Below are 9,427 nucleotides of genomic sequence, written 5' to 3'. Positions count from 1 at the left end.
CTCCTATGCGGCCTCGGTGGCGCAGATCTGCCGCCAGCGTGCCGCGCGCATGATTGGGTACACGGTGTTGATGGTCCTCTCGAAGGCGTCAAACCGCTCGCCATCGAAGGCACCCCGCATCAAGATCACGTCCACGCGCCGCCCGCCCAAATGCTCGTGGCAATCAACTTCAAACTCCACCACCTCGCCACGCGGCGGCAGGAACTCCACCGGGAGGCGTCCGGCAACCATCGCCGGGATTTCTATCCAACACCCCATCACTGCAACCTCTTCGGTTCGGCCCTCTCCAAAACGGCGAGCGCCTTTTTCCGATCACCGACAAGGACAACACTTTCTGTCCCCCTGCGTCCGGGCAACGCCTTGGCGTGCGTGATGCCTTCCTCGGCAAACGCCACATACCGCCGCACGAAGTCCTTGCGGAACCACTTTTCTTCGCCTTCGCGCACGCTGTCACACAGCAGCCCCCAGCCTCCGAACCCCCGCCACACCACGGCGGCGGTTACGTGGTCGTCAAAGGCTACGGCGTTGTATGCGCCATACTCGGCAATGGCCTTGAGCACCTTGTCTGCCTCCAGCTCAGCGCGGGTTTCAACTCGCCCTTGCACCAGCTCGCGTAGCTCAACCGGGCGCGGAAAGAAACGCCCGTGCATGATAGCCTTGCCAATGGCCGTTTTCACCTGCTCCACCGTGAAGTCCTGCAAGGCGCGGTGGTAAATCTTGGGCAACTGCTCTGTGCACTCCTTGCCAAACGTCTCGCACAAGGCCGCAAAGCTCGCCAAAAACTGCATCCGTTCGTTCTTGTTGCTCCATTCCATGTCGCTACCCCTCCGCCGCCAGTCGCTCGAACACGCTGCGATTCTTCTCGCTCACACTTTGCTTGCCCTTCGGCGCCCCCTTGGCGCTTGCCTCGGCCTGATCGTGGTACGTGCCTTCGACAACCTTGGTCAGGTTGCTCGGGTTTACCAGCCAATCAAAGTTGGCGCGGAAGCCATTCTTCTGGCCGCACAGGAACGGCGAGCGAGAGACGTACTCGAAATAGCTGTCCCACCACTCGACGCTCTGCCGCTCCGGGTTGCTTTGCCACCGTGCGCGCACGTGCTTCTTGCGCTTGTCAGTCAACTCACGAACGGTGGGGAGATACTGCCCAAGCCGTACGTTGTAGGCCTCCACGATGCGCTTATACGGGCAAGCGGCTTTCTTTGGCGCTTCTGGTGTAGGCTCGGTGTCTTCCACTTCGCAGGTCGTTTCAGGCTGTTCAGGAGCAGGGCGCGACGTGTCGCCGTCGGCAGACGGTGACGAAGCTTCGCAAGAAGCTCTCTTCTCTTCTTCCTGCGTAGCAGGAGAAGGAGAAGGAGAAGGAGAAGGAGAAGGAGCTAGCGAAACCTTAGGGTACCCCCCGGGGGTGTCTTGGGGTACCCCGGGGGTACCCTGTGGGCACCCCGGGGGGGTGTCGGGGGTGGCTGGCGAATCGCTCGGGGTTTCCCGAGCGGTCGCTGGGCGATAGTCCTTCCACCCTGCGTATTCGCTGGGGGTCAGGCGGTCGATTCCCCGGGCCTCGCACTCTAGGAACGCCGCCTTGTTGAACTGCTTCAACTTTGAGAGCCGCGCCTTGTCGCTACGCTCCTTTGCCTCGGACGCCCACGGGTTGTGCTCTTGCCAGTCGTGGAGGTGATAGATCCCCTCTTCGCACTGCTCCAAGAAGCCAACATCGCAGAGGGTCTCCACCAAGGCCTGCGGGTCGTCTTCCCATTCTGCGGAAATGGCTATGTCCTCAGCATCCATGCCCATGAGGGAGCCTTCCGGCTTGAACTCTGCGGCATAGGCCCACAAGGTCAACACGGCATACGGCCCTGCTAAGCCAAGTCGGCGCTTGAGCTTGATGGTTTTGTGGTGGCGGAAGAAGCCTGTGGAAACTCGGAAGTCCTTGTTCATGCCGCCCCCTTCTCGTCGTAGATCGGTCGAGGGTGGGCAACGTCGATGACCTCCGCGCAGTCGCCAAGTTGCTCGCTTAGCACGCGCACAAGGGCGGCCACACCGGGGCGCTCATCTTCAACCAGATCGGAAATCTCAGACAGGGCGTCACTGATGGTGAAGAGACGGCAAACAGCCTCTTCAGGGGAAGGGGTGGGGGTCGGGGCCATAACGGCACCTCCTGTGGTAGATGAACAGTTCAGCACCTCTGCGCAACGCAAAAAAAGAGGCACCAAGAATTGTTCGCGCCTACCACAGCGCCCCCCATACCTCACGATATGGGGATTCTTGGTGCCCTCGCTATCAGGTGAGTTGGTAAAGCTACACCCGTCAGCTACGAGACTTTCGCTAATGCGATTGTGTGCACCCCCTGCAAGGCATGAGAGCGCTGTGGTAGTACGAACAGCGCAACCATTGCCCAAGGGCCGAAGTATTGTCAAGGGAACGTATGTTTTCATGCGACCCATTTCCTTGCGTTTTCGCATGCTCCGTGGCATACTTTGGTTTCGTCTTTAAGGTATCTAGCACCCGCTAGAACCCTGCCCCCCGGTAGCCGCCGGGGGGCTTTTTTTGTCTTCACCTTTCTGGTATCGCCTTTCTTGTCAACTTCATTAACCACCTAACCAGAAAGGAGAAATCATGTCAGAAAAACTAAAACAGCCTAAGGGTACGACCGAATGGGCATTGCTTAGAGGTGTCCTCGAAGGAAAACCCCAAAACTACAAGCTTGCCTACCTCATGACCTATAGCACCCTGAAAAATGCTGGCGAGCCTGAGCAGCCCACGGCCTTGTTTAACGACATTCTCACCATGCTTGACGAGGCTGACAAAAGTCATCCCTCTCATAAAATGAAGGATTAACCCGATAGCCAAGCACGTTTAAAATCTCGTCCTTGGGGACGCCCAAGTCTCCAAGGACATTCACGATATCCACCAGCTCACAGCCAAGCTCACTCTCGACATTCGTCTTAATCTGTACCTTTTCAGCTTCCGCCATCGTCCTTACCTCCTTACGTTCTTAATCTTCACGGCCTTCACCTCGCCAACCGTCTTCACCTTCCCAACATCAGGATACCTGCGCAGGCCGTTGCGCCCATTGAAGCACCCGGCGCTACAGTACGGGCGCGCAGTCGGCGCGCCGCAGATCGGGCAGCGGTGCTGCTCCATTGCTACCTCCCTTCTTGTTCGTTGCGGTATGCCACCACGGTTTCGTCCACTTCGCGCTTCACCTCCTCGGCCAAGCTCTCAATCGCCCGCACCCCCTGACCCGAGCGGATGGCATCATGCAGGGCAACAAGGCACGGGTAGTCGTCCAAGCATTCATCCTGCATGTTATCCTTGTCCGGCGTTGCCGAGGCATTGGGCACTACATGGACACCTAGGGGAACCGCGATGTAGTTCAACATGGCCCGCGCAAGCTCACTTGCCCCGGCGTTGTCGAGGTCGTGCAAGACCATCCTCACGCGCTGGATAACGGGCCTATGACTTTCGCCACCGAAATCCGGGTTGCGCATTTGCTTGTAGAGCGTCTTATCCCCGGTCATGAAAATTCGATTAAGGGCAGACATGCCGAGCGCGTCTTTTGCAGCGCGCATCATTTCCCATGGTTGCAACCCTTCGAGGTTATCTTCCATTGTCATTTTCCACTATTGTTTGAAAGGTGCTCCTCTATAGTGTATCGGGAAACCACCACAGATTCACAAACACCTATAAAGGAGCACCAAATGCCAGTTCATGGTTCACCACGTCACAAAGACTATCTCGCTAAAAAGAAATGGTTCGAAGGACGTGGATTTACGCGTGTCAACCCTGACGCTGAGTTGCAAGAAGGTCAGTATAAAGTTCGTCAGGAACAAAGCATCTCGCACAATGGAAAGCTCTCGACTTCATGGACCTTTGAATGGCGCGAAACAGAAGAAGAGCGCCGTAAGTTGGACGCCAGTCGTCAATTGAAGCAGAACAAGACCCCTCGTCGTAAATAAAGAGTCCAGCGCTAACCCCTTCCTTATGGGCGGCCTTCATAAATGCAGCAGCGAGGTCGTCCATTTCTTGCGTCGGGCACATGAGGCCACCCCGATGGAAGCAAGTATGAAGGCGAAGCGTAGGACTCTCTGAATATTCATTCTCCAAATCACGCTGGAGGTCCGCCTGATGCCGGACATGCGCCCTGCGCGACGGCTCATGTTCGACCTGCAACGCCTCATCCACCTTGCGCAAGGCGTACTCGTACCCCCTACGGGCTGTGCCATGTATCTCGGCATTGACGGTTTCTTCTCCATTCGCAGCAAAAACGATGCGCAACTTCAAGAGCAGGCGAAGCGCCTTGATACGTTCATCAAGCGAGCCTTCAAGCTTGGGAAAACTAGGCAACACGCGAAAGCGCTTGAGGTCTTCCACTGAGACGTCATTTTCCATGCACCATGTGCAAAGTTTTCTGGTTGCTCTGTAAAACCTATCCGAACATTCAGGGCCAACAGCTTTCATCCTCATTCCCTCCGCCGAGACAATCGCTCGCGCGTTCGCTTAGCTGCCGCGCGGGGTTTGGGTTATACTGTGCCAAACTTAGGCGACCTTCTTTGGTTCGCCGTTGTCGGCACATGGAAACTGCTTGAACAAATCCGGGCGAAGATGCCGGAGCGGGATACCCAAATGGACGGAATAGCGGATGGCCGCTTCCCCGCCTATTGGCCGCTCACCCTTACAGTGCATGAGGACAGTGGCCCGGCTAAGCCCAGCACGCCTACCAATTTCAGCAAAGGTTAACTTCTTAGATGCCCGGAATTGTTCGAGTACGTTTTGCATGGCCGGAATGTTAGCGAAGATTAACAACTTAATCAACCCACAAGGGAGCGTTGCTAACGTGCGCCAAGATAATGAAATGGGTATGGATAGTTATCGTGTTAATGAACGGGCATGGACAGCTGTTATCCAACGCTTGCATGAGTTGCGAAACGAAGGGCACTCCATGGCGGCTATTGGCCGACTTTTAAAGGTCAACAGGGCAACGATTAAGCAGTGGCTTGATTATAGCCGTGGAGGAGACCGGATATCCTTCCGCAACATGGTGCAGTATCTCGATAAGCTTCGAATTCCCTTAGAAGAAATCTATGGGGTCAGCATTGACGTGCCCACTGACCCACCCGCCACCATGCCTACTCATTATGAAGAATATGTCGCGACTATCCTCCGTGATGGCGCGCAATTACTCGGGAAAAGAATCGATACAATCACACGAAAAGCGTTCGGAGAAGATTCCGATTCAGTAGCCGTCAGCGAGATGCTCGAAGGAAAACGGGCAATGACCGTTGGCCAATTCATCAGCATCTGCAAAGCCATAGGCATCGCTCCCGCCAACGTGCTCGAACGAGCCACCGAACTTTTCGAAGAAGAATCAGGAGAAGACCACACCACTAGGCGCACAGCCTAAGGGTGGTTGAGGGAGGAGGCCGACCGCGGCCTACGGTGAGGTATGATCCTGACGAACATTTTTATATCCGCTTAGTACGTCTATCCGATAAATAAACCTGACAATAGTTACAGGCTGGCAAACACATAGAGCCAAAATGGAGTTGGGGGGCGCAGTTCCGGGCAACAAGACACCCCCACACTTGCCCCCCTACTTGCCTACTAACTTTTTTTTGCTCACATCATGTTGACGAAGTCCACAAAAGTGCCATAATGATATCAAGGCGGTTAAAGGTGACGAAGTACACTCCCCATCACGACCTCAACCAAGTCAAGGACCTGGTCGAACGAGACGAATACACCCTGACCCGAAGCGCAAAGCGCAGGTGTCGTGAAGAAGTAGGCATCGATCCAGATGAAGCTCTTCCTCAGGTAATTGCACAATTATCCAGACGGAACTTCATAAAGTCGGAGTCAGACTATTATCGTCAGGGGGAATGGCAAGATGCCTATCACTTACTCTTTGAAGGGAGTGATCTCTATGTCAAATTCAAGCTCACAACGAGCAACGACAACATCATCCTAGTCACCTCGCTCCACCTTTATCTGGAGGATTAAAATATGCTGCATGAAGGACTGCCCTGCCCTATGTGCTCTGCTGGTACTTTGGAACGCGTCGTTTCAGAAGAATCCATCACTTATAAGGGACGCACCAAGAGTGTCCCCGGATACATTTCTTATGCCTGCCCTAATTGTCATGAAGAGCTGACAAACCCCAAAGAAAACCACGCGATTGAGCAAGAATTGCTGGCTTTCAGGCGCGAAGTAGACGGTCTGCTGTCACCCAAGGAAATTTTCAATCTTCGTGACTCCTTGGGCCTTACACAGCGAGCATTCGCGGAAAAGCTCGGAATTGGTGAAAAATCCTTTGCTCGTTATGAAACAGGGACGGTGACTCAAAGCAAGGCGATGGACAACCTTTTACGCGTTATAAAAGAGTATCCACAGGCCATGGACACCATAACACCGTCGAGTAGAGAATGCGTCGAAGGCAACGCCAAAATCGTCAAATTTGTTCAAACCTCCAAGGCCAAGCCCAGCGAATTTCGCTTTCGAGGTCTCCTCAAGTCATCGACAACATGTGGCCCTGCAAATAACCTTTGTTGTGCCAATGGATTTTAGCGATGAACATCGAACACATCTCTGCGACCGAATCTCACTTCAAAGTCAATAAAGATTTTGAAAATGGTGATGAGTTAAGCATCGACACTCAAATCGCCGTTGAATCGTGCTACCATAAGGACACCCAACAAGGGGAACTTTCGCTTACTGCAACCACGCATGGTCCCCAATACCCCTTTTCTTTTTCGGTGACCTTTGAAGCTGCGGTCAACTTCTCCGAAGAGGATCAAAAGCACATAGACCAATTGTGCAATGTTAACCTCCCAGCAATTGTCTTCCCGTATGTCCGTGAGTTTATCGCGGACCTTACACGAAGAGCGGGCTTCCCCCCGCTCCACATCCAAGCAATAAACTTCGCGCAAGCGGCGAAAGACAAAACCACCTCACAAGAAACACAACAGATCACCGAATAGCACCCCCACCAACCCCGCCCCGGCGGGGTTTCTTTTTGCCCTTCTCCCTCCTTCGTTAAAAACACCATGCTGATGCATCCTCTAGTGTGGGACGACTCCACTTGCCCAGCGTGTTACCTTTCGACAACATACTCTTGACTTAATCGTTAGCAAGTGTAAACATTTCTCCAACGCAACGCTTCCACCCACTCTGAGCCGTTCGCTAGGCGCTCCCCGGAGCTAGACGAACATGCGGCGGACTGGAGCACGCCGGAAGCTGCACAGATTGTTCCTTGATGACTGGCCGTAGCACCCAAAATCCGCCACACAAGGAGGGCAACACCATGCCTGCACAGTTCCGTAGAACCCTGCATACCGTCGCCCTTCTTGCGTGGCGCACCGTAGGAGCCGTTTGTTTCCTCGCCGCATACATGGCCCTCGTGGCCGTAGGGCAGTGGATAACCGGCACCATCTAACCCGCAACGTAAAAGGAGGGAAAATGCCTGACGAGAACAACAGGCAAGCCGAATGGAGACCAAATGGAGTCAACATTGAAGTCTTAGACGGCAATGAAGTGATCTTTGGCTTCTACGCCGACAACAACGTCTTGCTGTCCACCTCACCCCAGCGCCTTCGCGAAAGTTCCGAGGCCCTCACGAAAGCGCTGGAGTACCTTAGGCAACTATCAGTTACTGATGGTGTATTTCTTCCACGGAATACTTGAGACGGGGACATTCACAAGGAAGTCCACTAAATCCTGACGTCCCCAAAAATCATGACGCCCGCGGCTATTTTGAGCCATCAGCACCACAGGGTTTTGGAAAAAATGCGTGAATTGTCGCTGAACATCTTCCCGCTGAGTGGAATTATTCAGCACATGCTGTTTTACGACGACAATTGCAAATGTCACGCCCTGTTCTTTTATCAGGGCACCTTCGAACTGCATCTTTCATACTCCTTTACTGGTTAATAGGTGAAGCAAAATACAGCCTGACCAATAACGCATAGTAATGACAGATGCAAAATCTACCAAACCCGCAACCGGAGGTTCTTCTTATGCCTGAAGATGGATACGTCTCTCTTGCCAACCTCAAAGGCGGTGCCGCTATCGAGGCATTCGACTACTGCTTGAGCGAGGCGTGGGACAACATTCTGGACCCCAACACGGACCCCAAGAAAAAACGCAAGGTCACGCTGGAAATCACCCTCACACCGAGCGCAGACCGCCAGAACGTCACGTGCCAGATCGGCACCAAGACGGCCCTTGCCCCACAGGCCCCCATGGACTCCACCCTCTACGTGGATAAGGACCAGACCGGAACAGCCGTAGCCGCCGAGCTTGGCCCGTACAACCCCGGCCAGCACCTGTTGCCCGAAGTCGAACCCGATAACGTCACCCCCTTCCGCAAAGCAGGAGGCGCTAACTAATGCTCAAATCCCTTTTTGAAAGCGTTCTCAAAGTAGGGGCAGAAAATGAACGCCCCGAAGTCATTGAAATTGAGGGACGCAAGTACCTGACCAAATCGGCGCACGAAGTCTTTGCCCCCATGCCGGAAACCTTGCGCGTCTCTACGCTGACCGCGCTGGTCAACTACCTCATCGACAACCGCGACAACTTGGAACTGGAAAACCTTGTCGTCCACGTCGATGGCCCGACCAAAGTGGCAGTGCGCGACAGGCTGACGGGCGACTTCCTCCAGCGCCCGAACTACGTGACCGCCGCCCCCCTGCTTCCTTCGTATGTCTTCGACCAGTGGACTTCTACGGATGAGTTCATCACGAACTTGCAGGCGCAGTTCGGCAAAGGCGGCGACCGAGAAGCCATGCTGAAAATTGTTGCAGGAGTCCGCGTGGAATCCTCCACCGATATCATCGACGACGGCGTCACCCAGCACGTCAACGCCCGCGCCGGAGTCGCCCGCGTTCAGCAGGTAGAGCTGCCCAACCCCTGCAAGCTGTACCCGTACAGCACGTTCCATGAAATCGAACAGCCCGAACGCCAGTTCGTGTTCCGCATGTCGCAGGACGAACGCGGCGGCGTAGTATGCCGCCTCATCGACGCCGATGGCGGCGCTTGGAAACAGGGCGTAGCCATCGCCATTCAAAAATACCTCCAGACGAACCTGCCCGAAGGCGTGAGCGTGATCGCATAGCTCACCCAAGGGGGCCGGGCCTCCCCTCCCCGGCCCCCTTGCCATCACGCCATCACCAAGGCCCGCGCATGGGCGCGGCCCCTGTTCATGGCCTGATGCATCAGCCGACACTCTGAACGCATTGGAGATACGACTATGGCACTCTTCACGGATTGGATGCAGGAGCTGGCCCACACAGCGGCCAAAGACTTCGGCTTCGCCCCCGAAGCAATCGCCACCTTTGATTCAAGGGAAGGCTGGGGCGGCCAGTGGTGGGCCTTCTGGAACGAAGGATACACACCCTTCAACGCGCTGTTTGAAGCGCTGTGTAACGGCGAGGTTTAG

At 54.8% G+C, this 9,427-nt stretch carries 18 protein-coding genes; 11 read left to right on the top strand and 7 right to left on the bottom strand.

Annotated features, from left to right (window positions below):
• Positions 1-3: 3 nt before the first annotated feature.
• Genes ACYQ2T_RS17535 through ACYQ2T_RS17520 form a run of 4 tightly spaced genes read right to left on the bottom strand, consistent with a single transcriptional unit; the run spans position 4 to position 2,141 of the window.
• Positions 4-258 carry a hypothetical protein gene (locus tag ACYQ2T_RS17535; protein WP_459902146.1) on the bottom strand — a complete coding sequence of 85 codons (255 nt, stop codon included), beginning with the start codon at positions 256-258 and terminating at the stop codon, positions 4-6.
• The gene (locus ACYQ2T_RS17530; RefSeq protein ID WP_459902145.1) at positions 258-815 is read right to left on the bottom strand and encodes a hypothetical protein; all 558 of its coding nucleotides are present in this window, start codon (positions 813-815) and stop codon (positions 258-260) included. Before ACYQ2T_RS17530 ends, ACYQ2T_RS17535 begins: the two co-directional genes overlap by 1 nt.
• A 4-nt stretch (positions 816-819) precedes the next feature.
• A complete protein-coding gene (locus ACYQ2T_RS17525; protein ID WP_459902144.1) occupies positions 820-1,932 on the bottom strand; it encodes a hypothetical protein in 1,113 nt (370 codons plus the stop codon).
• Positions 1,929-2,141, bottom strand: coding sequence for a hypothetical protein (locus ACYQ2T_RS17520; RefSeq protein ID WP_459902143.1), 213 nt, complete (start codon positions 2,139-2,141; stop codon positions 1,929-1,931). Before ACYQ2T_RS17520 ends, ACYQ2T_RS17525 begins: the two co-directional genes overlap by 4 nt.
• A 469-nt stretch (positions 2,142-2,610) precedes the next feature.
• Here ACYQ2T_RS17520 and ACYQ2T_RS17515 point away from each other — a divergent pair, with 469 nt between their 5' ends.
• Entirely contained in the window at positions 2,611-2,832 is a 222-nt protein-coding gene (locus ACYQ2T_RS17515) for a hypothetical protein (RefSeq protein WP_459902142.1), read from the top strand.
• A gap of 141 nt (positions 2,833-2,973) precedes the next feature.
• On the opposite strand, the gene ACYQ2T_RS17510 is transcribed toward ACYQ2T_RS17515, so the two are convergent.
• Together ACYQ2T_RS17510 and ACYQ2T_RS17505 are read right to left on the bottom strand one after the other, a co-directional pair.
• Complete coding sequence (locus ACYQ2T_RS17510) at positions 2,974-3,138, bottom strand: DNA gyrase inhibitor YacG (protein WP_459902141.1); 165 nt, start codon at positions 3,136-3,138, stop codon at positions 2,974-2,976.
• A 2-nt stretch (positions 3,139-3,140) separates the two neighbouring features.
• Positions 3,141-3,605 (bottom strand): hypothetical protein, encoded by a 465-nt coding sequence (locus tag ACYQ2T_RS17505; protein WP_459902140.1) that lies wholly within the window; start codon positions 3,603-3,605, stop codon positions 3,141-3,143.
• Positions 3,606-3,695: 90 nt separating this feature from the next.
• Between ACYQ2T_RS17505 and ACYQ2T_RS17500 the strand changes: the two genes are divergently transcribed.
• The 7 genes from ACYQ2T_RS17500 to ACYQ2T_RS17470 all read left to right on the top strand — a co-directional run bounded on the left by ACYQ2T_RS17500 (position 3,696) and on the right by ACYQ2T_RS17470 (position 7,426).
• Positions 3,696-3,953 (top strand): hypothetical protein, encoded by a 258-nt coding sequence (locus tag ACYQ2T_RS17500; protein WP_459902139.1) that lies wholly within the window; start codon positions 3,696-3,698, stop codon positions 3,951-3,953.
• Between the two features lie 169 nt (positions 3,954-4,122).
• Positions 4,123-4,371, top strand: a complete 249-nt coding sequence (locus ACYQ2T_RS17495) for a hypothetical protein (protein ID WP_459902138.1) — start codon at positions 4,123-4,125, stop codon at positions 4,369-4,371.
• Between the two features lie 400 nt (positions 4,372-4,771).
• Positions 4,772-5,398 (top strand): hypothetical protein, encoded by a 627-nt coding sequence (locus tag ACYQ2T_RS17490; protein ID WP_459902137.1) that lies wholly within the window; start codon positions 4,772-4,774, stop codon positions 5,396-5,398.
• Positions 5,399-5,670: 272 nt separating this feature from the next.
• Entirely contained in the window at positions 5,671-5,994 is a 324-nt protein-coding gene (locus tag ACYQ2T_RS17485) for a type II toxin-antitoxin system MqsR family toxin (RefSeq protein ID WP_487247229.1), read from the top strand.
• A 3-nt stretch (positions 5,995-5,997) separates the two neighbouring features.
• Positions 5,998-6,558: a type II toxin-antitoxin system MqsA family antitoxin gene (locus ACYQ2T_RS17480; protein WP_459902135.1), complete on the top strand. Its 561-nt coding sequence runs from the start codon at positions 5,998-6,000 to the stop codon at positions 6,556-6,558.
• Between the two features lie 2 nt (positions 6,559-6,560).
• A complete protein-coding gene (locus ACYQ2T_RS17475) occupies positions 6,561-6,971 on the top strand; it encodes a protein-export chaperone SecB (RefSeq protein WP_459902134.1) in 411 nt (136 codons plus the stop codon).
• Positions 6,972-7,294: 323 nt separating this feature from the next.
• On the top strand, positions 7,295-7,426 hold the full coding sequence (locus ACYQ2T_RS17470; RefSeq protein WP_459902133.1) for a hypothetical protein: 132 nt from the start codon (positions 7,295-7,297) through the stop codon (positions 7,424-7,426).
• 209 nt (positions 7,427-7,635) lie between these two features.
• On the opposite strand, the gene ACYQ2T_RS17465 is transcribed toward ACYQ2T_RS17470, so the two are convergent.
• Positions 7,636-7,896 carry a hypothetical protein gene (locus ACYQ2T_RS17465; RefSeq protein WP_459902132.1) on the bottom strand — a complete coding sequence of 87 codons (261 nt, stop codon included), beginning with the start codon at positions 7,894-7,896 and terminating at the stop codon, positions 7,636-7,638.
• Positions 7,897-8,006: 110 nt separating this feature from the next.
• Between ACYQ2T_RS17465 and ACYQ2T_RS17460 the strand changes: the two genes are divergently transcribed.
• The 3 genes from ACYQ2T_RS17460 to ACYQ2T_RS17450 all read left to right on the top strand — a co-directional run bounded on the left by ACYQ2T_RS17460 (position 8,007) and on the right by ACYQ2T_RS17450 (position 9,427).
• A complete protein-coding gene (locus tag ACYQ2T_RS17460) occupies positions 8,007-8,378 on the top strand; it encodes a hypothetical protein (RefSeq protein ID WP_459902131.1) in 372 nt (123 codons plus the stop codon).
• On the top strand, positions 8,378-9,103 hold the full coding sequence (locus ACYQ2T_RS17455) for a hypothetical protein (RefSeq protein ID WP_459902130.1): 726 nt from the start codon (positions 8,378-8,380) through the stop codon (positions 9,101-9,103). The genes ACYQ2T_RS17460 and ACYQ2T_RS17455 overlap by 1 nt, the downstream gene beginning before the upstream one ends.
• Before the next feature lie 135 nt (positions 9,104-9,238).
• Positions 9,239-9,427: a hypothetical protein gene (locus tag ACYQ2T_RS17450; RefSeq protein ID WP_404845329.1), complete on the top strand. Its 189-nt coding sequence runs from the start codon at positions 9,239-9,241 to the stop codon at positions 9,425-9,427.

The sequence above is a fragment of the Desulfobaculum senezii genome (assembly GCF_054657395.1).
Note: the sequence above shows the minus strand (reverse complement) of the source record. Positions and strands in the feature narration are given on the sequence as shown.

What these genes read in the sequence shown, in the direction of transcription:
- ACYQ2T_RS17535 (WP_459902146.1), bottom strand. Translation starts at nt 258, where the DNA reads ATGGGGTGTTGGATAGAAATCCCGGCGATGGTTGCCGGACGCCTCCCG.
- ACYQ2T_RS17530 (WP_459902145.1), bottom strand. Translation starts at nt 815, where the DNA reads ATGGAATGGAGCAACAAGAACGAACGGATGCAGTTTTTGGCGAGCTTT.
- ACYQ2T_RS17525 (WP_459902144.1), bottom strand. Translation starts at nt 1,932, where the DNA reads ATGAACAAGGACTTCCGAGTTTCCACAGGCTTCTTCCGCCACCACAAA.
- ACYQ2T_RS17520 (WP_459902143.1), bottom strand. Translation starts at nt 2,141, where the DNA reads ATGGCCCCGACCCCCACCCCTTCCCCTGAAGAGGCTGTTTGCCGTCTC.
- ACYQ2T_RS17515 (WP_459902142.1), top strand. Translation starts at nt 2,611, where the DNA reads ATGTCAGAAAAACTAAAACAGCCTAAGGGTACGACCGAATGGGCATTG.
- ACYQ2T_RS17510 (WP_459902141.1), bottom strand. Translation starts at nt 3,138, where the DNA reads ATGGAGCAGCACCGCTGCCCGATCTGCGGCGCGCCGACTGCGCGCCCG.
- ACYQ2T_RS17505 (WP_459902140.1), bottom strand. Translation starts at nt 3,605, where the DNA reads ATGGAAGATAACCTCGAAGGGTTGCAACCATGGGAAATGATGCGCGCT.
- ACYQ2T_RS17500 (WP_459902139.1), top strand. Translation starts at nt 3,696, where the DNA reads ATGCCAGTTCATGGTTCACCACGTCACAAAGACTATCTCGCTAAAAAG.
- ACYQ2T_RS17495 (WP_459902138.1), top strand. Translation starts at nt 4,123, where the DNA reads ATGCCGGACATGCGCCCTGCGCGACGGCTCATGTTCGACCTGCAACGC.
- ACYQ2T_RS17490 (WP_459902137.1), top strand. Translation starts at nt 4,772, where the DNA reads ATGGCCGGAATGTTAGCGAAGATTAACAACTTAATCAACCCACAAGGG.
- ACYQ2T_RS17480 (WP_459902135.1), top strand. Translation starts at nt 5,998, where the DNA reads ATGCTGCATGAAGGACTGCCCTGCCCTATGTGCTCTGCTGGTACTTTG.
- ACYQ2T_RS17475 (WP_459902134.1), top strand. Translation starts at nt 6,561, where the DNA reads ATGAACATCGAACACATCTCTGCGACCGAATCTCACTTCAAAGTCAAT.
- ACYQ2T_RS17470 (WP_459902133.1), top strand. Translation starts at nt 7,295, where the DNA reads ATGCCTGCACAGTTCCGTAGAACCCTGCATACCGTCGCCCTTCTTGCG.
- ACYQ2T_RS17465 (WP_459902132.1), bottom strand. Translation starts at nt 7,896, where the DNA reads ATGCAGTTCGAAGGTGCCCTGATAAAAGAACAGGGCGTGACATTTGCA.
- ACYQ2T_RS17460 (WP_459902131.1), top strand. Translation starts at nt 8,007, where the DNA reads ATGCCTGAAGATGGATACGTCTCTCTTGCCAACCTCAAAGGCGGTGCC.
- ACYQ2T_RS17455 (WP_459902130.1), top strand. Translation starts at nt 8,378, where the DNA reads ATGCTCAAATCCCTTTTTGAAAGCGTTCTCAAAGTAGGGGCAGAAAAT.
- ACYQ2T_RS17450 (WP_404845329.1), top strand. Translation starts at nt 9,239, where the DNA reads ATGGCACTCTTCACGGATTGGATGCAGGAGCTGGCCCACACAGCGGCC.